The sequence below is a fragment of the Oceanihabitans sediminis genome (genome assembly GCF_003337215.1).
Taxonomy (GTDB): domain Bacteria; phylum Bacteroidota; class Bacteroidia; order Flavobacteriales; family Flavobacteriaceae; genus Oceanihabitans; species Oceanihabitans sediminis.
In genome coordinates, this window is sequence record NZ_QPIG01000002.1 from 258,619 (window position 1) to 281,026 (window position 22,408).

A 22,408-nucleotide genomic window follows, 5' to 3' on the forward strand; every position below is an offset into this window, starting at 1 on the left:
ATTGAATCACTGGATAACACAGTCTATTGTTTAAAAATCAAATTAAGTAAGTCTCGTCAAGTTTGAAGATCTCTTTGGCGACGAGGGGTGGTTTATAGGCCTCGAAAGACGTTTTCTTTTTATCAACACTTTCAAAAAGGTTGATATAGCTGTATACAAATGAAGCTATAAAAACTTGTTGCTCAAGCGTGATTTGCTCCGCATGAAGTTGTAATTCATCTTGACCGTCTACAACAACCTGCTCATCACTACAACAGTTCTTTTTAGTAACAGAACAACCTTCCGTTAACGGGTTCTCCATGTCCATACCACAAGTTTTAACTTGTTGGAAAATAGCTGTATCCATTAATGTGTCTCCACAAAAATGCATATCAATAGTAAATGACATTGTAGAGAATAACACTACAATCGCCATGGACAAAGACACTATTTTATGGATTAGTTGTTTCATATAAGTAACAAAGATAGGGAATTTTAATATTACTTGATTTTGTTTAACAGTAATTTAGATAATATAGGTTATTTCCCGATACAATATGTAATTTACCTTATATTTATTGGGGTTAGAGCATTTGGGCAACAAATAGGATACAAAAAACACCTAAAAAGGATAAATTAAAGACAATTATTAATAAATTCAATTACGAATATAGCATAAAAAAACCACTCATAAAGAGTGGTTTCATACATAAAAACATCAACCGTTAATTAGCTGTTCCAGAGCCTAAATAAACGCTGTTTGACACTGTATTACCTTCAGCAGTAATAAATGCCATAAAAAGCTCGACTGTATCACCTGCATAGGTACTTGGAATTGTAATGATTTGAGATCCTACAGTTCTATCAGCACCATCAAGAATATACATTGATTCCTTTTTACTTGGATTGTAAACTAAAATCATTGCTTTATCAGTTGCATTTGCATTACCTTCAGCAGAGTTATCATCCCAAGTAAATTCTACTTGTCCCGCAGTTGCTAAATCTGTTGCAGGGTTCAATGCTCCAGATAGATTACCTCTACTTAATAAAGCTAAAGAATAATCTACAGTAAAGTTTGGTGCAGCTCCTGTAATCGCATTATTCAATACATAAGACATTGCTGCATTAAACTCTGTTTTTTGCACCGCATAAGATTTATACCCTTTCTTGATAAAACCTAAATTCGGTTGAAGATACTCCAAAGTAACAGTAAACTTGTTTCTTTGGTTAACTTGTCCTTCTGTTCGTGGATTTGCCACACTTGAAGGTTTAATTCTCAAATAGTCAATACCTTTCCAAGAAGCACCAACTACGTTTCCTACTTTACCCGATACACCGCCCAGGATTCCTTGTGAAATAACACCCATTGTATATAAAATTTAAAATTAATACTTGTTCGAAGTTGGTTCGGACTTGGTACGGTCTTTAACCAACACAAGTAATATATGGCAAATACTATGCTAATAGATTGATTTGGTTTTTGTTGCCCTTTGTTGCCCGATTTTGCTTTTTAGAAAATAGATTTTGTATGTATGACACCTTTAAATCTGCCATTTTTGAAATTACTTTTTGAAGTTGAGCTTCTTTTTTACAAATTGCTGACACTATATTAATATGCTTTTGTAACTCAAATTCATCATTTAACAACGAGGTGTAACTGTTTTTTAAGGTGTTTCGGCAATCATCTATTGAGATAAACGGAATAACACTCCCTTTTAAATAATAAGCATAAAAACCGCCTATTTGCAACATCATTGATAAATGGTAAAGGGTTTGTTTTTCTTCTTCGGTTGATGTAGATACCACAAAACAATTAGGACAAGGATTTATTAAAGGCTTTCCGCTGTTTTGCCCTTTGTTTAGGATAAAAAAATGAGGGTTTGAGTAAGTTCTTCCGATTTGGTGTGTTTTTAGTTCAAAAGTTGACATAGCTATCCAATTTAAAATTGCTTCGCTACGCTTCGCACCATTAATTTTTTAAAAGAAAAACAATAAAAAAAGAAAGCCTAATGCTCTTGTGGCGTGGATAAGGCTGTCAAGGTTTTTGGATAAAAGTTTTTTGAGATTAATTGTTTAATGATTGTGAAAAATGCTTTTGAAAAAAGTTTTATTCAAAACCCGTAGGGCTTGACCTTTATAGCCTTGCGCGTTGGCAGAAGGAAGCCACATATATTTGCTACCTTTTTTTATTATTTTTTTTGTTCAACTTAATTCACTTTTTGGGGCATAAACTCTTAAAAAAATAGGTTGTTTTCAATTTGAGCGTGGGATGAAGCGTTTGTATGGGTAGCGTTTTAAATAGTTGTTTGATAAAACAGCATTTAAACAAGCTACTTATACAGGACTTTTAGGCAATAGCTTTTTGTTTTTTTGAGGTACGATAAAAAGCAATATGCTATGTCGTATTACTGCATTTTCTTAACCTATTTTTTTATAACCGCTGACTTGGGTGGTGGGGAAAAGTGGACTTTTATATTTGTTAACGAAATGAAACAAACAAAGACTTGAGGTAAGGAATACTTGGACTTAACGATGGTTTTGTGCAGTTTGAATGAGATAACCAATATAATACTAAACTTAATCAATCTTTTAAATTTGCTATTGTTTAATGCTTGTTCAAAATATGGTTATATGTTCGGATGTGAGCGTTGGAATAGCGGATATTTTACATAATACCAGTTATAGCGACAAAAATATAATAAAACGCCGTAGGCTACCTTTGAAAGGATTTTTGCTCCTATAACTTGTATTATGTAAACATAGCTTGGGGTAGTTTTTGGTGTGAGGGATGGCAACAGCTCTTTGCTTTTTTATTGTACTACTTTTAAAATATAATAGCAAATAAAATAAGCAATGTGCTGTGTGAGGGTTGGCAACCAAAAACTACAAGTGCGGTGGATAGCGGAACAAAACAAAAGACAGAGGATTTTGAGGTACGAAAAAACTGGGTTTTGGGTTGTGGGGACAATTACCAACTCATTCGTTGTAATCTAACTGCATTTAAAATTGCTAATAATGCTACGCCTACATCTGCAAAAACTGCTTCCCACATTGTGGCTAAACCACCTGCTCCTAATATCAAGACAATAACTTTAACTCCAAACGCTAAAATGATATTTTGCCAAACAATTTTTCTTGTAGAACGACTTATTTTAATGGCTCTAACTACTTTTGAAGGCTGGTCGGTTTGAATGATAACGTCTGCTGTTTCAATAGCTACATCACTACCTAAACCACCCATTGCAATACCAACGTTACTTGCTGCTAAAACAGGTGCATCGTTAATACCATCACCTATAAAGGCTATTTTGTTTTCAGGATTTTTCTTTAAAATTTCAACTTCGTTTAATTTATCTTCTGGAAGTAAACCACCTTTAGCATTTTCGATATTCAACTCTTTAGCGACTTGTTGCGTGATGGAATCTTTATCACCGGAAAGCATCATAATATTTTTAATGCCTACTTTGTGTAATGCTGTAATAGTTTCTTTTGCATCTTCCTTTAATTCATCTGCTATGACTACATAACCTGCAAATTGATTATCGATTGCAACTAATACTATCGATTCTACAATAGATTCCGTTTCAGATGGAACATTTATATTATTCGCAGTCATTAAGGCTTTATTTCCTACTAAAACTGTTTTACCATTAACAACGCCTTTTAAACCTTTACCTGCAATTTCAGAAACGTCTTGTGCTTTAAAATCTTCTCCTTCAGCTTTGTACTCTAAAATGGCTTTAGCAATTGGATGCGTGGATTGTTCTTCCAACGCCATTAAGTATTGCATAAATTCGGTTTCATTCCAACCAATTGCTTTTACTTCTTTGATTTTAAAAACACCTTTGGTAACGGTTCCTGTTTTGTCCATTACCAAAGTATTTATTTTGGTCATAGCATCTAAAAATGAAGCACCTTTAAATAATATTCCATTTTTTGAAGCTGCTCCCAATCCACCGAAATATCCTAATGGAATTGAAATCACTAACGCACAAGGACAAGATATTACCAAGAAAATTAATGCTCTGTATAACCAATCTCTAAACACATAATCATCTACAAAAAAGTAAGGTATAAAAGTAACACCAATAGCTAAAAACACTACAATTGGTGTGTAGATACGAGCAAACTGTCTGATGAATAATTCTGTTTTAGATTTACGTGCTGTTGCATTTTGAACCAAGTCTAATATTCTCGCAATAGAACTGTCTTCAAACTTATTGGTTACCTCAACTTCAATAACGCTTTCCAAATTAATACTACCCGCGTAAACCTTTGCTTCTTTTTGAATGGAATCTGGTTTGCTTTCTCCTGTTAACGCAGCTGTATTTAAAGATGCTTTTTCGGATAATAAAATGCCATCCAATGGAATTTTTTCACCTACACGAATTTGAATTTTCTCTCCAATATTGACAACTTCAGGCGAAACACTTTTATAATCTCCCTCACGAAATACATTGGCTTCTTTAGGTCTAACATCTAATAATGCTTTTATATTTCCTTTTGCACGATTTACAGCAGCACTTTGAAATAATTCGCCTACTGCATAAAATAGCATTACTGCAACACCTTCGGGATATTCACCAATAACAAATGCACCAATGGTTGCTATAGACATTAAAAAGAACTCTGTAAAAACATCACCTTTTTTAATACTAATCCAACCCTCTTTTACAACAGGAAACCCTACAGGAAGATATGCAATACCATACCAAGCAATACGAATCCAATCCTTAAAGAATGAAACATCAAAATAATCTAAACCTATACCAATGATAAGCATTGTAAAACTTATTATTGCAGGCACGTAGGTTTTGAATGCACTTCCATTACCGTGATTATGACCATCATTATGCGTGTGTTGCACTTCTGAATTTGGTTTTAAATCTCTTAAATTGACTTTCTTTTTTTTCATTTAATATCTAATAATTTTTCAATGTCATTGGGAATAGGCATTCGTTTTAATGGTGGCACGTTTGCTCCACCAGTATTACCAAGTGGAACGTGATTTATAAATGATTTCCAGCCACCCACAAGCAACCTAATTATTTGACCTATTACTTCTTTCGTATCTTTTTGTATAAATCCAAACTTTAGCATAAGCCAATGTGAATAGGTATGTTCTATAGGATAAGATTGTCCTATTATATGACTACGTTCTAAATGATACCAAGCATTACCAAACTGCTTATTTTCTAAACAGAAACTGTATTGTTTTAATTCTTGGTTATACGCCTGTTTTAGATGTTTAGGTATTTTAGTATTAAACTTCATATCCTCTAATTTTGGATAAATGTACTTTAATAGTAAGTGCAATGGAAGTGCAATAATTAGACACTACACTTATCGCAAATACCTTTTACCACCAAATTTACATTCTCTGACACAAAACCATCTGGCACTTTTATTTGAGGTATTTTATGTTCTGTTAAGCAAATGGTTTCATTGCAATTATTACAATGAAAATGTAAATGCAAATCGTTTTTAATATCACAATTACATCCCTCTTCGCATAACGCATATTTTGTTATCCCTGTGCCATCGTCTATTTGATGGACTATTCCTTTATCTTCAAATGTTTTAATAGTTCTGTATAAGGTAGTTCTATCTGCTTTTTCAAAAGCATTTTCAATGTCACTTAATGTTACTGCTATTTCTTTTTCTGCAAGAAACTTATATATAAGCAAACGCATTGCCGTAGGGCGAACCCTTTTGTCTTCTAAAAATTTTTCTATTTCAGTCATTAACTTGTGATTTTAACCATCTATTTCCCTATGGATTCTCCCGTTTTAATGTGAAAGGCATCTTCTATATTTGCGATATAAATAATCCCGTCTCCTGGTTCTTCCGTTTTACCATTTCTTAGAATTGTTTCAATTGCGGCTTGGGCTTCCTCATTTTGACAAACCAGTTCCAGCTTGACCACTGGACTATCTGTCACGTGAAAATCCAGCGACGGTCTTGCGCCTTTTGCCTTGAACGCTCCCGTGCCTTCTGCTTGTGACAGGGTCATACTTTTAAAACCACTATCAGCAAGAGCTTCAATTACCCTTTGGATCCGGTTCGGTTTTATAAATGCTTTTATTTCCTTCATTTTTTTAAATTTTTAATCGATTTTGAACCGAGCCTGTTTTTTAATTTTTAACTAACTTATTAAGACGATAAACAAACCCGGAATCAAAATCTTTGATGGTGATTGAATTAATGTGCGTGTTCCAGTTCGCCTTTAACCATTTCCGAAGACAGGTTATAAGCTCCGTTTATGACCACTTTGGCATCCTTTGAAACTTCGGCAGGAAGATTGACTTCAACAAAGCCTAAATCAGTAATACCAACCGTTACGGGTATCATTTTGAATTTCATTTTGCCCGCTTCCATTTCTTCGTCTTCATCCAAAATGAAAATGAAGGATTGCTCGCCTTCTTTTATGATAGCAGCTTCAGGAATAGCGAAACCTTTTTTCTCGCCCTGCACTATGCGCCCTTCCACATACATTCCCGGCAATAGGTTTTTATCCTTGTTTTCAATATCCGCCAAGACTTCCAAAGCCTTTGGGTCGGTGTTAAAGGTTTTACCAACAGACCGAACGGTGGCTTTAAGCAAATTGTCCGGGTGGGAGGCCGTGGAAAAATATATTTGTTGCCCTTTCTCTATTTGGTATATGTCCTTTTCATATACTTTAAAATTGACGTAAATTTTTGAGTTATCGCTTATTGAGAACATTTTGGATTGTGCGCCCACATAATCGCCCAAACTTATATTTACTTCTGCCACGTATCCACTTATTGGCGTGGTAATGGGAACAGCGGAATATATTTGACCTTCCGCCACTTTGTCGGGATTAATGCCCAACAGTTTCAATTGGGAACGCAACCCATTGACACTGGATGTGGTGGAACGAAATTTTGACTGCGCCATCTGAAATTCCTTGCCAGAAGAAACGCCTTTATCATAAAGGGTCTGCTTGCGTTCAAAATCCTGTTTCAAAAAGACCAGTTCGTCATTTTTTTCCTGAAATTCCTGTTGCATTGCAATGATATCGGGATGCTCAATATATGCCAATACCTGTCCTTTACTTACATTATCTCCAGGTACTACCTTAATGGAACTCACATTTCCACCAACAAACGGACTGATGTTCGCCTTATCCTGTGGAAAAAGTTCCAGCGTTCCTGTTACCTTAATGTTGTTTCCTAAAGTTCGTTCCTCCAGAGTTTTCGTTTTTAAACCGATGTTTTCGGCCTGTTGCTTTGTAAGTTCCACAACTCCTTCTTCCTCGTCGTGGCCTTCGCCGTGCGCATCTTCCCCAACCTCCGCTTCGTTATGCCCGAGTTCAGATTTTGGGGCATCGTTACAACTCATAAACATAAGTGTAAATAATACGGTACTTACTAATAGTATATTCTTCATTTTTCTCTTTTTATGATTATAGATTACCCAATTGATATTGTACCTCAATAGACTGTTGGTTATACTGATTGAGGTATTGTAAATGGTTTTGTTTGATACGGATGGCACTGTTTAGAATTGTAATGTAATTAACGTAATCAATTTCGCCTTCCTTGGATGCCAACTGTGCCGTGGCTATCTGTTCCTCTGCCAATAGCAGTGCGCCTTCTTTATAATATTGCAAGGTCTTCTTAGTTTTTTCGAGGGATTGGAGCAATTGCGAAACACGGCTTTCCGTAACTTCTTTTTGTTCCAAATATTGATATTCTGCCATCATTGCGTCTGCCTTAGCTGACTTGACTCTTGCCTTTTGCGGAAAAAACCATAGTGGAATGCTAATGCCTGCCTGAAAAGTATTGAAGCCTGACACTTCATCTACAACTTGTCTGCCATACGATAAACTAAATTTAGGTAGAAATTGGGATTTTTCGACACCCACGTTTGCCTTGCTTACTTCGGCATTTTGCAAGGCATATTGCAACATTGGATTATTTGCCACTGAAGTTGAATCTAATGTAGCCATAAAATCCAATGGCTCGTAAACGCCATCAACCGTCTCGATGTTTTCATCGGTTCCCAAATATTGCTTTAAGGCACGTTTGGCGATTTCAATATCATCGAAAGCTTGTTGTTTTAATACTTGTATCTGCTGAAATTCGGAAGAGGCTGCAATAAACTCCAACTTGCCTGTTTCTCCTGTGTCATACCTAAGTTGGGCAGCGTTCTTAAAATTGGCATAAGTACTGTCCAATTGGTCAGCAAAACGCAACTGTGCCTTGTAATAATTAATTTGGTCATACGCCTGCATCACATTACGCACCAACTGTTGTTCACTTGCCACAAAAAACTTTTCTCCCAAGGCAATACGTTCTTTGTAAAATTTCGATTTTGAAAACCCGGAAAGCAAATCAATATTTCCCTGTTGCACACCAACGGTTGTTTGAACTCCAGGAAGATTATTGCCATATTCTTCCTTGCCTGTAAAAACTTCGGTGCTGCCAAGGTCAAAACTGGTGCCTTTCATCGCCTTTTCCCGTTCAATAAATGCCTGACTTTCCTTGAGCGTAGGATAATTCTGTTTTGCCATAGCAATGGCCTCATCAATGGTCAAGGTCTTTGGAATTGTACCATCTTGACTATTGTCTTGGGCAAATGAAGTTCCAGAAGCCATCAAACCTCCAACCATCAATAATACCGTTATAATGTTTGTTGACCTGTTGACATAGCTTATATCCCCCTTTGTATTGTTTCGTTCCTTTCTCGATTCCAGCCAATAGTAAAGAATAGGAATAACCACCAAGGTCAAAAATGTTGCCGTAAGCATTCCTCCAATGACTACTGTTGCCAATGGTCGCTGTACTTCTGCACCACCAGAGGTGGAAACCGCCATTGGGATAAAGCCCATAATTGTGGTAATGGCAGTCAATAAAATGGGACGTAAACGTTCGTGCGTAGCTTCGTATATACGTTTTTTTAAATCTGTCATTCCACTTTCTTTTAGTTCATTGAATTTGTTTATGAGTATCAGACCGTTTAAAACCGCTACTCCAAAGAGTACGATAAACCCGACCCCTGCCGAAATACTGAAAGGCATTCCACGGATCAACAAAATGAAAACCCCGCCTATTGCCGCCAAAGGCACTGCCATATAAATCATCAAAGCCTGTGAAAATGAATTTAAAGCGAAATAAAGCAGGATAAATATTGTTAGTAGAACGATGGGCACTACTATCATCAATCGGTCTGATGCACGTTGCAGGTTTTCAAATGATCCTCCATAAGTGACGTAATAACCTGGTGGCAGTTCCACTTCCGTTTCCAGTTTTTGCTGAATTTCCTCGACCATCGATTTTACATCGCGTCCACGAACATTTACACCCACAGATATACGACGCATAGTGTTGTCTCTTGAAATTTGCATTGGCCCAGCTTTATAACTGATATCCGCAACTTCCTTTAGAGGCACTTGAGCACCGTTCGGCAGGTCTATGTAAAGGTTTTTTAAGCTATTGATGTCTTGCCTAAAGTCCTCTGCCAACCTGATAACCACATCAAAACGCTTTTCGCCTTCAAAAATCACACCTGCCTTTTCGCCTGCAAAGGCGGCACTTACATAATCATTCAATTTATCCACGGTTACACCGTATTGTGCCATTTTTGCGCGGTTATACACCACTGTCATTTGTGGCAAACCGCTTGTAGCCTCTACGTTAAGGTCTGCTGCACCCGGTACTTCACGTATTACCGCTGCGATTTCCTGTACCTTATCTGCCAACACATCCAAATCTTCTCCGTACAATTTGATTGCCACGTCCTCACGAACTCCAGTTAGCAACTCATTAAAACGAAGTTCCACGGGCTGGGTAAATACAAAATTGACACCGGGAACAACCGAAATCTTTTCTTGTATTTTTTCAATGAGTTCTTCTTTGCTGTCGGCGGAAGTCCATTTGCTTTTATCTTTTTCAAGAATAATGTAACTATCCGCAATGTCCATTGGCATCGGGTCGGTTGGGATTTCGGCTACCCCGATTCTTGAAACTACAGTTTTAACTTCAGGAAATTCATTTATTAGATTTTCGAGTTTCTTTGAAGCCTCGATGGTCTCTGTAAGACTGCTCCCCGGTTTTATTAATGCTTGAAACGCAATATCGCCCTCATCAAATTTCGGGATAAATTCAGCTCCCATATTTTTGAATACAAATCCTGCAATCAATAGCAAGGCAACCGCACCTATTACGACCCCTGCTTTAAAACGAAGTGAAAAATTCAGTATGGGCAGATACACGCGATTCAAAAGGCCCATAATTTTATCGCTTATCCTATCCATCCGATTTTCAAATCTGGCAAACCAACTATTTTGGTTTTTGGCAGGTTTTAAAAATAATGACGACATCATTGGCACATAGGTAAGACAAAGGATGATAGCGCCTAAAACTGCAAATCCAAAGGTAAAGGCCATTGGGCGGAACATTTTTCCTTCCACACCTGTCAAGAACAAAATAGGTGTAAAAACAATGAGAACGATTAGTTGACCGAAAAAGGCAGAATTCATCATTTTACTAGAAGAATCATAGGCTATTTCATCCATCTCGGATTGTCCCATAATTGCATTGGATTTCTTCATCCGTTGATGAATGTGAAAAACCGTTCCCTCCACTATAATTACCGCGCCGTCAACAATAATTCCAAAATCAATTGCACCCAAGGACATTAAATTTGCCCAAATACCAAATTGCTTCATCAAAATAAATGCGAACAATAAACACAAGGGGATTATCGAAGCTGCTATCAAACCGCCACGGAAGCTACCTAAAAGGAGTACCAAAACGAATATTACGATGAGTGCCCCTTCAATTAGATTTGTTTTAACGGTACTTGTGGTTCTCTCAATCAGTTCGCTTTGGCTTAAAAATGTATCGATATACACGCCTTCAGGCAAGGATTTTTGGATTTCGGCTATACGCTTTTCAACATTTTCTATAACGTTACTTGGGTTCTGTCCTTTCAACATTAATATTTGGCCACCCACAGATTCGTGACCATCCTGGGTAAATGCACCATAACGCACTTGGTTACCGTAACCCACTTTTTCGGCAACGTCCCTTACCAAAACAGGGCTTCCATTTTGAGTGGTCACAACGGTGTTTTCCAAATCGGCGATACTTCGTGCCAGCCCTTCCCCACGGATAAAATTGGCTTGGTGGTTTTTTTCAATATAAGCTCCACCCGTATTGGCATTGTTCACTTTAAGGGCTTCAAAGACCTGGTGCATTGTGATGCCAAAACTTTTTAGTTTAGCAGGATTAAGAGCGACTTCATATTGTTTTACATAGCCTCCAAAAGCATTTACTTCAACAACTCCCGGGACTAACGCCATCTGGCGTTTCACGATCCAGTCTTGAATGGTGCGCAGTTCCATTGCGTCATATTTTTCTTCGTACCCTTCTTTAACCTTTAAGGTATATTGCAATATTTCGCCCAAGCCCGTGGTAATGGGCGCCATAAAAGGCGTGCCAAAACCTTCAGGGATTTCTTCCGCAACTGCGGTTAATTTTTCTTGTACCAACTGTCGTGGCAGGTAGGTTCCTGCTTCGTCTTTAAAAACAATGGTTACCACGGACAGTCCAAAACGAGAGATCGAACGCAGTTCGATAACGTCTGGAAGATTTGCCATTGCCAATTCTACGGGAAAGGTTACAAATTGCTCAATATCCTCCGTTCCCAAATTAGGGGCAGTTGTTATAACTTGAACTTGATTGTTGGTAATATCAGGCACGGAACCCAAATTTATAGTGGCCATTGAGTATATGCCTGTGCCAATAAGCACCACTATAAATAGCCCAATAATAAATTTATTATTAATGGAAAATGAAATGATTTTATTAATCATAAATATGTATTAATTCAGTTGAAAATTTACGGTGCGAATGGGTGCAACGCATTTATAAAGCAATGCTTACTTTGAGAAGCATCACGTTAGGATATAGCTATCCTTAAAAAAAACTGAATTATACTTGAGGGGGTTGGAAGAGGGATTCCAGATATCTGGAAGAGAAGTTAACTGTATATAAATTGAACGGCTCTTTATCTTCAAACTTTGGTCGATTGATTAGGGCCGGATTGTTGTTCGCAATAAATAACACTAAAGGATGACAACATTGATTATGAGAATGAACGGGTGTATTCTCCTCATCTGGGTTATTATGATGCCCTTCATCTTTTGCATTATTGTCAATGTAATCTTCAACTACATATTCAAGGAAAGAGTCGCCAAAAACTTTATGGTTTTGATAATGGGTAATGATATTTGAGATATCTTTTATTGGCCCACAAAAATCCATATCAAGGCTAATTCCCTGAAAAAAGAATAAAATTGACATTGATATGGAAAAGAATATTTTCATAAAGTTTCACAAAGATACAAATTATTGAATGCAATGGTTGTGCAAAGAAAAAAGGCTTCGGATTATAAAAACCATAAGGTTTCTTGACCAAAAGGTGGTATTTCCTTGCTTTCAAAACGAGGTGCTATTTCTGCAACCATTTCAGGATATTTAATTGTTATTGGTACGTTTTGTTGACGTAAGGATTTCCAATATAGCCTACTAAATTGATACACTTGCTCTATTAGCTTTCTAATCATTTTACTATCATTTAAAGCCTCTGGTGTAGGACTTGATATTTTAAGTTTTATTGGAAATGAATAACTTGAATGACTTGGGTATTTTACAGTATTGTTATACCTCAAATTATTAAAGAGTAAATATTTATATTCTCCTTTAGGGCCAATATTTATATATGTGCCACTCATTGGAATTAACTCACCATTCCAATTTTGGTCAAAAGCAATAATATCTTGTGATTTAGTTTTATTAATATTAAGAACAAAAAGAGGACAAGGCAATTGAAGTTTATCCATCATTTCTAAAACAGGTTGTATTTCTTCATCCTTCATATCCTTATAAAAGTGAATCACTATTTTTTCGGGTGACTTATTCGTTGGAACATATTGCCAAATAGCATCACTTAAAGCATTGCCTAATTGTTTAACATCTGATTTACTGAAATAATGAAATTCATTAAACCTTCCATTATTTTTAAAACTGAATGCACTTGCTACATAACGAATGTTTTCTTCGGTATTTTTAAAAGCACCAACACCAATTACCAATTCATTTTTTGGTTTTACATTAAGTTGCCAAGGTGTACCATCTAATTTTGCTAATAAGGCTAATGATATATTGGTTAAATCGTAAATAAATTTATGTTGGTTTCTTCTAAATCTATCAAACTCTATTACTTGAGATATTATTCTTTTATATAATAGCTGTTCTTTAACCTTGTAATACACTAACTTTTTTTCAAGATTAGGTTCGTGCTTGTTAAAAGGGCTTAAATAAATAGCAACGTAATTAATGTTAGGGTCTGATTTAAAGTCTTTTATACCTTGTGAAATTTGAGGTAATGGATTTTCTAAATCATCAAATACTATATTGACATCATTATCGAAATGTGCTAAAACACCTGCATAAATGTTTAAACCTTTATACCAACTTGTACCATCTTCCAATAATTTTTGCAATGCTTCTACTTCTTTAGCATAACTTGTATGATGTATAAAGAAGAAATGCACATTATCTAACTGACAAGGATTTAAAGGTTTTAAGTTCTTAAAATCTATTTTGGGATTTCTACCAACACCATTTTGGAACAATAAATCATTACTTTCATCAGTTACTTCACCAATGCGATTTATTTCTACTGGCAGGTAATCATCATTATTTACAGGGATAACTTTCTTAAATTCATCACTTAAAATGAAATGTTGAATAAACTTATCAATTTTGTTTTTGTACCCAATATATTTATTGGAATCATCTTTGGGTTCTGGTTTAATTTTAAACGCATTACGTAAATCGTTATTCAAAATGGCAAAAGCCTTTGTGTTATCATCAATAAATTCCTTTTCCTTATGATATTTTAATAACCTCATTTTATATACAACTTTATTAAGATTTGTTGTTGAGGTATGTTTTATAATTTCAGAAATAGGTTTTTTAAACACTTTAGCCATACCATCATAAGAAATAACTAACTCACCATATTCACTAACTTCTTTAATTTGTACTTTGACCGTAAACTTATAATACTGCGCGAAACTTTTATTTTGATATGATCTATTACCAATCCAAATTTGATTATCATTCACAAAGTTTTGACCAACAAGTTTTTTAATGCTATTAAAGAATTTTTTGATACGCCAATTATAATAGTGTTTAATTAAGTCGGTTGGTTGTTCCTTTAGATTGAGTGATAAGGGATGATAGCCTTCTTTTTCGTAAATAAACGATGTGTATATGAAATCAGGGTTTTCTTCTTTTATACCAGGAAACAATTCTTCAATATTGGTTGGAAACTTTGTTTTATAGAGCTTTTGAGCATTACCAATTTTCTCTTTACTTAAATAAAAAGTTATTGGTTTGTCTGGTAAATCAAACGTTATGATATTGAAATAAAGTTCCTGACTCATAATACTTGGGTTTATTAATTCTACTTCTTGCTCAATCTATTAATTTTTTGTTCTACAATTTTGAGGATTTCCGTACTGTTCTTTTCATCTTTTAACATAAAGACAATTTTATCTGCCATCCAGAATTGAAGCAATTCATTTTTATTTTGTTTTAATACTTTGGCTAATGCTTCAGCTTGTTCTTTACGAGCCATACGAGTACCACGTTCAATTTTACTTAAAAGTGCCGTATCAATATTCATTTGAGAAGCAACTTCTCTTAATAATAATTGCTTTTCTTCTCGTATTTCTCTGATGTATTCTCCAAACGTCATTTTGGGGATATTTTGACTTGTCAATATTTGTCTAATGTAAGAAAAAGAAAATAAGAACTAACAAAAAGATATTAACAATTATAAACAGGAAATGAGGAAGTTAAGGATTTGAGGATATAAAGTATTTTTATAAATCCTCGTTTCCTTAAAATCCTCAAAATCCTTATTGTGCTTTTGTGGGATTTGTATAATTGTTATGTGCTTCCCTATGTATTAGACCAGCATCAACAAATTTAGTAATATAGCCTTCTGCTGTTTTATGAGGAATCTTGTTTTTGTCGGCTATATTTAGGTAATCTTGTCTTGAAAATTGATAAGGTAGTGCTTCTAAAAAACGTTCTTTACGATTGGCTCTTTTTACTTCTTTTTGTTCGATAGGTAAATCGTTAAACACCTTACTACTGTGCTTTACTAATACGCTTATCATTTCCAATGTATTTTCAAAATCTATATCCTCACAATATCTTACTTGGTTTACATCACCATCTTCCATAATGCGAAATACAGAAAACAACATTATAATTCTAAATGCTATTAACCCCAAACGTCTAACAGTTGCTATATAGTCATCGGGTTGAAGATTTAGATATTTGGTTTGTAGTTTTTCAAAAAATACATTGAATTTTTGTTGTTGCTCTGTTGTTAGCCTTACTTCAATAGGTCGGTTGTTTTTTAAAGTTTTATATAGCTCAAAAAATTCCTTTCCTAATTGGTCGTAGTATTCATCTAAACCATTTGCTATGCCTGTTTGAAAAACGTTTTTCCAAGTCGGTTTGATATTCATATAATAAAACATAAAACGACTAAACAACCCATTTTCAGCACTTGGAACCAACGCTTGAATTTGCTTTGGTGTACCTGATAGGACTGTTGATAAGCAAGGTCTTTCAATATCAACATATTCTCTATCTGTTCTTCGATAATAACTAATGGTTTCGTGGTGGAATGCTTTACGAAAACCATCTGAATAATTACCGTAATCACTTTTAAAGGCTTGTGCTAAAGTATCTCCTTCGGTTTCAAAAATTAACCCTCTACCTTCATTATCCGATATTAATTGATAAACACCTGTTACACTATTATTAGCAGGGATAAACAACATTCTTTCAGGTGGTTTATTTGGTTTCTCCATTGTTTCACTTTTACCCTTATTCATATTATAAGTTGCCATTTCAACTTGATGTTGTTGTTTTAGGATTTTGGATTGTTCACGTTGTTGTTTGTGAACAGGATTTACCAAATTTTTAATTTGGTTTAATCTTCCTTTTCCTGCTGAAGCTGGTGCAGTAACAAATAAATACAAATTGCTAAATACTTTACTTTGGTCATACACACCAAATAGTTTTGGAAAACAGGCACTAAATGCTGTTAATGCTCCCAACAATAAAATATCACGTTCTTCATTACTGCTTGAAGGTTGTATTACTTGTTGCAAAAATGTTGGAATATTGTTGTAAACTGTTGTTGGTATTGTTGGCAATGGTTGTTTTACTTCTTCTGACTGTTGCAACACTTCAACAACTTGTTGTTGCTGTTGTGGTTTAATACCAACTTGATGTAAATGGTGGTATAAAGTACCAATGCTTATACCGTGTCCTTTTGCTTGTAAGCATTTATTATACTGTTCGTCGCATTCTTTATGGTCGTAACCTGAATAATTTCTACTTATTCTATGGTAGTAATCACGTCCAGCTTCTCCGTATTCTTCTGAAACTGCAAATCCAATATCACGCCATTTTTCATACGTATCTGTAATGTCTATACCTGATTGTTCTAATGCGCTGACATATGATTCAATATCATTTGCAACAACTGTTGTTGGGTTGTTGTTGATTGGTTTTTTAGGTACTTCTTTTTGCTCTGGAACAGCTAACCAATCTTTTGGGTTAAATATTTTTGTCATAATTTCTGATGTCTTTTATGTAGGTATGCCAATGGATCGTGGGATAAAAAACACGCTCTGGAAATGTCTTTACCTGATTGGTCTACCTCAATGTTATATGTTTGCTTTATGTAATTGGCCACCGCAATAAAATATTCATTGTGTGACACTTGGGATAAATCGATTCTAATTATCCATTTTAAGCCTTCTCCTGAAGGTGATGTAAACAACAATTCGGTTTCGAAATATTCATCGTTTAATAATTGTTGTTTTAGTTCTTCAAGATTTTCTAAATGGTCAAAATCGATTGTCAATAATGATGAGTGTTCAATTAAACTATCATCATTTCGTTTAGAAAACACACCTGAAAATGTTACATAATCAAAATGATTTGCTTTAAATTTTCGTGCTTCTTTTGGGTCTTTAATCGCTCTAAATTGCTCTGTGATACTTTTATACTTATCGCTTGTAATACGCTCCAATATTTGATGTAATCGTACTTTTTCAGTTGGAAACACATTTCTAATTGGTGCTTTGTAAAAACTGCTGTAAGCATACCAAGTATCATCGGGTTCATCTAACCAGGATAATTCATCTTCTTTTTTAACTTCAAAATTTAGATGCAGTACCTCATTGATTTTTAGTAACAATTCTTCTTCATTAATGATTTTAAAATGATAGGATGCGAAATCGAATACATCACCTTTAAAATCGGTTAGTTCTGTATCATAATGTATTGCCTTATTATCTACAACATTAATTTGTAATGTTGATTTACCACCGTTAAAAGGGTTACGGGTTATCCCGCAGTCCCTTCCTTTTACGGAAAGGACTGTTGTTTCAGGATAATACTGCCTTAATACATAGGCATAGATATTTAACCCATAATGCGTTTTCTTTAAAATGCTTTCTTTACTTATTTCCATCGCATTTAAAATTTGGGTTATAATAATTGCTTTGTAATAGTTCCTCTATATCTGATACCTTGTAATAAAATTTACCTTGTATCTTACTATATGGAATCGTACCATTTGTTCGGAACGTTTGTAATGTACGTTGGCTAATATGTAGCGTTTGCATTACGTCCTGATTATCAATCCACGTATCTTTTAAGCATTCTGCTCTCGATGCTCTTATTAATTCGATACGTGCTTTTATATCCTTAATCTCTTGTGAGAGTGCCAAGAGTAAATCGATTATTTCAGTCATAACTTTACCTTTCCTTTTTTGATTAAGTAATTAGCTGCCTGTTGCTCGATTTCGTCTTGGGAATCCATACGGTTACGCAATAACCATTGGTCTAATTCCTGACGTTGGAAATAGATTTTTTTACCATTCGGTTTATAGTGTGGAATGGCTCCCGTACTTGTAAGTTTATACAAGTGCGATTGTGATAGTTCTAAATACTGGCAAGTTTCATTGAAATTCAATACTTGCTTTTGCAACGTTTGTTGTTCTTGTAACAACTTTTCGATGCGTTCTAATTTTTCGATGATTGTAATGTCCATCTTTTATTGTTATTTGAATAAATGAGGACATCAGGCCTAATGTCATCCTTGGTTATCAAGGACAATACAAAGGTTGAAAATTGGCTATCTAATTTTAGTAAGAGTGTAAAATGAGGGTAAGACAACAGTAAGATTTCTTACTAATCTTACTGTTTTTTATTGCAGTTGTTGGATGATTCTATCTATTACTTCCTTTTCTTTAGGATTATGAACCTTATTTTTATACAGATTATTAGCCTTTAAAGGCGTACCTGTTTTGGTGATAAATTTACCAGAACGTTCAATTGAAGTAGGATTGAAACTATTAAAAAAAGGTTTTAGCTTTTTTACCACATAACTAAACTGTGTGGTTTCGCATTGAAGGTAAATTTGGAAATCTATTACTCTAAAATCTTTAGATAACAACAATTTTTGCAATTGCTCAACCGTTGAACGATTATCTAACAAATCAATTTTAAGGTTTAATTGCTTTAGTACAGTTAATAAGGTTGAGGTGTCTTTGTTTTTATATCCAAATGAGGTTTTGGGTTTTGCTGTAGCTCTCGGTTCTTTTTTAATAACTATTTCTTTAATGTTCGTTTTTACTATCTGATTAATATTAAAGGTAGTGTCATTAAAATATTTTTCCGCTATTTCTAAAATTGTGAATTTTGAATCTTCTGAAAACTGACCATATTGTTCTTGCAGTTCAGCATATAATCGGATTACAGATACTTTTAAGTAATTGATGATATAATTGTCGTCAATATTAAAATCTGCTGTTATCGCTCTATTATTTATATAATTTGCGATGTCATTTAAGTACTTATCAAACTTGTTAAGAAGAATAGTAAAACTGTATTTATTTTCTGGAACTGTAGCATTTTCAGGAAATTCCTTTACAAATGATACTACTGTCCTTTCTGTTTCATTAAATATCAGCTTATGGTAGTATTCTTTTTTAGCATTTAAAGGCTTTTTAAAGTTTACTTTAAAAACCGCGTTATTAGCTTTTGGATTCAGTTTGAAATCAGACAATAAGTGCTTAAAATCCTTTTCCTTTCTATTATCTCTATGTAAGCCATTGGTTATAGAAACCAAACTTGAAAATATACTTCCTTTCATTATAAATCTAGTTGAATACGGTTGGCAGCTTCTTTCTTTTTATCATCAATTACTTTCGCATAAATTTGTGTAGTTCTAAGCTCTTTATGCCCTAATAATTTTGATACTGTATAAATATCTGTTCCTAAAGTTAATTGTAATGTTGCATACGTATGACGCGCACAATGGAAGGTAATTTCTTTTTGGATACCTGCCCTTAACATCCATTGTTGTAATTTCAAGTTAGACCAAGCACTATAATTTAAGCCTTTAAATACTTTTTCTTTAGGCTCCCCTTTTTCTCCTAACAACTCTCTGGCTTGATCTGATATTGGTAGGGTTTCAACTCCTTTGGTTTTCTTCTGTCTGAATCGGATATAATATCCCATTTCTTTAGAGTGTTGAATTTCTGACCAAGTCAGTTTTTCTATATCTGACCAACGTAATCCAGTTAAGGCTGATAGAATGAATGCCGTTTTTAAAATTGGTAGTTCACAATCTGTATTTACCGCTTGTTGTAGTTCATCTAGTGTTAGAAACTCTCGTTGAGGTTCGCCTTGCTTGAATCCATCAATTCCTTTAGCTGGATTTTCTTTTAAAATACCATCAGCAACAGCTTGTTTTAATGCTGCATTAAACTTTCCATAATATGAGTATTTGGTGTTTTGTGATAGTTTCTTTCCTGCTCTGGATGTAGCTTTTGTATCTAAATAATTTTTAAAATTTTGAACAAATACTCTATCTACATCATTAAAACTTGTATCGGCTGGAGAGAAGATTTTTAAATGTTTGAGCATACTATTCCAACTCCCATAATTACCGGAACTTGTATTTTTCTTTTCTGCTAAAGCTGATACATAGGAAATGAAATTGCCTTTTAACTTCTCTAAATCTTGAAATCCATAAATACCGGTCTGCATTTCTAGCTGTCTTTGAGCACATATTGCTTCCGCTAGTTGTTTTGTTTTCTTGTTTGCCTCTCTTTCTGTTTTTGTTTTTGGATTTGGCGTTAGGTACAGACGTAAATATTCGGTCTTACGATTTCCTTTGTGATAGTAGTCTAAGTAAAGACTTATTTTATTATTCTTTTTGCGTTGCCTTAATGTTACTTTCATAATGTGCTAATTAAAAAGGTTCTCTATTTGCCATCTTGCAAGAATTCGTTTTCTACCAAAGGGCACCGCTTTTAATCGCCCTTGTTTAATCATTCTTTGAATGGTCCATCTACTAACACCAATCAATTGAGAAGCTTCCGTAACACTTAAAAAGTCTTTATTGTGTACAGCATTAAGATCAGGATTAGAAACAACTTCATGTTGTTTCTTCATGTCCTGGGTAAGCGTGGCTTGAATTTTTTGGTTACGCTTACGTGCTTTGTATGCCTTTTTAGCACAAGTATCTCCACAGTACTTTGTTACTGTGGTTCGTGCTACAAAAGCATTACCGCAATGCATACAAGTTTTAGGAATATATAAATTACTGCTCATAAATGGTGCTTTATGTAGCGTCATGGTGCAACATGGGGCAATATGGTGCATCATTTCGCCCATCTTATTGCCAACGGATTTTGGGCAACAAAATCACATATTTGGCAACAGATGAGCAACAAATTTAGAACATAAAAGGCAAATATCCAATAAGAAAGAATATATAAACCCTTGAATAACAAGCAACAAAGAAAGAAGTGAAGGGTGTTTATTTCCCGATACAGAAATTAGCAAAAATATTCCCTAGTAAATCATCACTTGTAATTTCTCCGGTGATTTCTCCAAAGTGATATAAAGCCTGTCTTATATCTATTGCCAATAAATCTCCGGATAAATCAGATTCTAGTCCGTATTTAACTTTAGAAACTTCTTCAAAAGCCTTTTGTAAGGCGTCATAATGTCTAGAGTTGGTAACAATCGTTTCGTTGTTTCGTAAAGCGCCAGTATTAACAAAACCTAGCAATTTATCTTTTAACTCTTCTACTCCTGTTCCTGACTTGGCAGATAACAAATGAAGGTTTTCAATAGAAGTATTAAGGTTTTTGCTATCTGATTCAGATAGCTTATCCACCTTATTCGCTATGATTACTAATGGTTTTAACGGATATTTATTCTTTATTCTTTCGATTTCAACAATAAATTTTTCGCTATTTGTTATGAATTTCTCTGCATCAAACAAATAAACAACTACTTGTGCTTGTTCTATTTTCTCAAAAGTCTTTTTAATACCAATACTTTCAACTACATCTTTCGTATCTCTAATTCCTGCGGTATCAATAAACCTAAATCCCATTCCGCCAATTACTATCTCGTCTTCAATAGTATCTCTTGTAGTACCTGCTATATCGCTTACAATGGCTCTTTCTTCATTCAAAAGCGCATTAAGCAAGGTGGATTTACCTACGTTTGGTTCTCCTACAATTGCAACAGGAATTCCGTTTTTAATAACATTTCCGACAGAAAAACTATCTATTAATCGTTTTAAAACAAAGATGATTCTATCTACCAAAGCTTTAAATTGGGTTCTATCTGCAAACTCAACGTCCTCTTCTGCAAAATCTAATTCTAGTTCAATTAATGAAGCAAAATTTAAAAGTTCTTCACGAAGTTTCGCTATTTCACTTGAAAAACCACCACGCATTTGTTGCATGGCAATTTGGTGTGAAGCTTCATTATCACTTGCAATTAAATCTGCTACAGCTTCTGCCTGACTAAGATCTAATTTTCCGTTTAAAAATGCGCGTAGCGTAAATTCTCCAGCGTTTGCCATTCTGCAGCCATTACGTAAAAACAATTGTAAAATTTCTTGCTGAATAAATACAGAACCATGACAAGAAATTTCAACTACGTCTTCACCTGTATAGGAATTTGGATTTTTAAATACAGAAACTAATACTTCATCTAAAGTCTTATTTCCGTCCTTTATATGCCCCAATAAAATGGTATGGGTTTTTTGTTTGGTCAAGTCTTTATTGTGAATAGACTGAAAAAACTTCGAGCAAATAGAAATTGCTTCTGGGCCAGAAAGTCGTATAACAGCTATTGCCCCTGCTCCAGAAGGTGTCGCTAATGCAATTATAGTATCATTTAATATCATAGTACAAAAGTAAGCAATTGTTAAATTAAAACTAACATAATTGCTTTTTGAAATTAAATAGAGATTAACCCCTTAT

At 34.6% G+C, this 22,408-nt stretch carries 20 protein-coding genes; all 20 read right to left on the reverse strand.

Going from position 1 to position 22,408, the window contains the following annotated elements:
- Nucleotides 1-37: 37 nt before the first annotated feature.
- On the reverse strand, nt 38-451 hold the full coding sequence (locus tag DU428_RS06960; RefSeq protein WP_110475319.1) for an HYC_CC_PP family protein: 414 nt from the start codon (nt 449-451) through the stop codon (nt 38-40).
- A gap of 253 nt (nt 452-704) precedes the next feature.
- The gene (locus DU428_RS06965) at nt 705-1,346 is read right to left on the reverse strand and encodes a DUF6266 family protein (protein WP_072349409.1); all 642 of its coding nucleotides are present in this window, start codon (nt 1,344-1,346) and stop codon (nt 705-707) included.
- A gap of 88 nt (nt 1,347-1,434) precedes the next feature.
- Nucleotides 1,435-1,908: a DUF6943 family protein gene (locus tag DU428_RS06970; protein ID WP_113966049.1), complete on the reverse strand. Its 474-nt coding sequence runs from the start codon at nt 1,906-1,908 to the stop codon at nt 1,435-1,437.
- Between the two features lie 1,039 nt (nt 1,909-2,947).
- Entirely contained in the window at nt 2,948-4,894 is a 1,947-nt protein-coding gene (locus tag DU428_RS06975; RefSeq protein WP_113966048.1) for a heavy metal translocating P-type ATPase, read from the reverse strand.
- Complete coding sequence (locus DU428_RS06980) at nt 4,891-5,253, reverse strand: DUF3703 domain-containing protein (protein ID WP_113966184.1); 363 nt, start codon at nt 5,251-5,253, stop codon at nt 4,891-4,893. The genes DU428_RS06975 and DU428_RS06980 overlap by 4 nt, the downstream gene beginning before the upstream one ends.
- 56 nt (nt 5,254-5,309) lie before the next feature.
- A complete protein-coding gene (locus DU428_RS06985) occupies nt 5,310-5,723 on the reverse strand; it encodes a Fur family transcriptional regulator (RefSeq protein ID WP_113966047.1) in 414 nt (137 codons plus the stop codon).
- 20 nt (nt 5,724-5,743) lie between these two features.
- On the reverse strand, nt 5,744-6,073 hold the full coding sequence (locus DU428_RS06990) for a P-II family nitrogen regulator (RefSeq protein WP_113966046.1): 330 nt from the start codon (nt 6,071-6,073) through the stop codon (nt 5,744-5,746).
- A gap of 107 nt (nt 6,074-6,180) precedes the next feature.
- A complete protein-coding gene (locus DU428_RS06995; protein ID WP_113966183.1) occupies nt 6,181-7,389 on the reverse strand; it encodes an efflux RND transporter periplasmic adaptor subunit in 1,209 nt (402 codons plus the stop codon).
- A 16-nt stretch (nt 7,390-7,405) separates the two neighbouring features.
- A complete protein-coding gene (locus DU428_RS07000; protein ID WP_113966045.1) occupies nt 7,406-11,821 on the reverse strand; it encodes a CusA/CzcA family heavy metal efflux RND transporter in 4,416 nt (1,471 codons plus the stop codon).
- A gap of 118 nt (nt 11,822-11,939) precedes the next feature.
- The gene (locus DU428_RS07005) at nt 11,940-12,335 is read right to left on the reverse strand and encodes a hypothetical protein (protein WP_243633460.1); all 396 of its coding nucleotides are present in this window, start codon (nt 12,333-12,335) and stop codon (nt 11,940-11,942) included.
- 62 nt (nt 12,336-12,397) lie between these two features.
- On the reverse strand, nt 12,398-14,461 hold the full coding sequence (locus DU428_RS07010) for a Piwi domain-containing protein (RefSeq protein WP_113966043.1): 2,064 nt from the start codon (nt 14,459-14,461) through the stop codon (nt 12,398-12,400).
- Nucleotides 14,462-14,481: 20 nt separating this feature from the next.
- Nucleotides 14,482-14,775, reverse strand: coding sequence for a helix-turn-helix domain-containing protein (locus DU428_RS07015; RefSeq protein WP_113966042.1), 294 nt, complete (start codon nt 14,773-14,775; stop codon nt 14,482-14,484).
- Between the two features lie 163 nt (nt 14,776-14,938).
- On the reverse strand, nt 14,939-16,678 hold the full coding sequence (locus tag DU428_RS07020; RefSeq protein WP_113966041.1) for a DUF3987 domain-containing protein: 1,740 nt from the start codon (nt 16,676-16,678) through the stop codon (nt 14,939-14,941).
- Nucleotides 16,675-17,583, reverse strand: a complete 909-nt coding sequence (locus DU428_RS07025; protein WP_113966040.1) for a BT4734/BF3469 family protein — start codon at nt 17,581-17,583, stop codon at nt 16,675-16,677. Before DU428_RS07025 ends, DU428_RS07020 begins: the two co-directional genes overlap by 4 nt.
- On the reverse strand, nt 17,570-17,866 hold the full coding sequence (locus DU428_RS07030) for a helix-turn-helix domain-containing protein (RefSeq protein WP_113966039.1): 297 nt from the start codon (nt 17,864-17,866) through the stop codon (nt 17,570-17,572). The genes DU428_RS07025 and DU428_RS07030 overlap by 14 nt, the downstream gene beginning before the upstream one ends.
- Nucleotides 17,863-18,165 carry a helix-turn-helix domain-containing protein gene (locus tag DU428_RS07035; protein WP_113966038.1) on the reverse strand — a complete coding sequence of 101 codons (303 nt, stop codon included), beginning with the start codon at nt 18,163-18,165 and terminating at the stop codon, nt 17,863-17,865. The genes DU428_RS07030 and DU428_RS07035 overlap by 4 nt, the downstream gene beginning before the upstream one ends.
- Nucleotides 18,166-18,321: 156 nt before the next feature.
- Complete coding sequence (locus tag DU428_RS07040) at nt 18,322-19,269, reverse strand: DUF6617 family protein (RefSeq protein ID WP_113966037.1); 948 nt, start codon at nt 19,267-19,269, stop codon at nt 18,322-18,324.
- Nucleotides 19,269-20,363 (reverse strand): site-specific integrase, encoded by a 1,095-nt coding sequence (locus DU428_RS07045; RefSeq protein ID WP_113966036.1) that lies wholly within the window; start codon nt 20,361-20,363, stop codon nt 19,269-19,271. The genes DU428_RS07040 and DU428_RS07045 overlap by 1 nt, the downstream gene beginning before the upstream one ends.
- A gap of 6 nt (nt 20,364-20,369) precedes the next feature.
- The gene (locus tag DU428_RS07050; RefSeq protein ID WP_243633461.1) at nt 20,370-20,789 is read right to left on the reverse strand and encodes a helix-turn-helix domain-containing protein; all 420 of its coding nucleotides are present in this window, start codon (nt 20,787-20,789) and stop codon (nt 20,370-20,372) included.
- A gap of 154 nt (nt 20,790-20,943) precedes the next feature.
- The gene (gene mnmE / locus DU428_RS07055; RefSeq protein WP_113966035.1) at nt 20,944-22,332 is read right to left on the reverse strand and encodes a tRNA uridine-5-carboxymethylaminomethyl(34) synthesis GTPase MnmE; all 1,389 of its coding nucleotides are present in this window, start codon (nt 22,330-22,332) and stop codon (nt 20,944-20,946) included.
- Nucleotides 22,333-22,408: the final 76 nt, after the last annotated feature.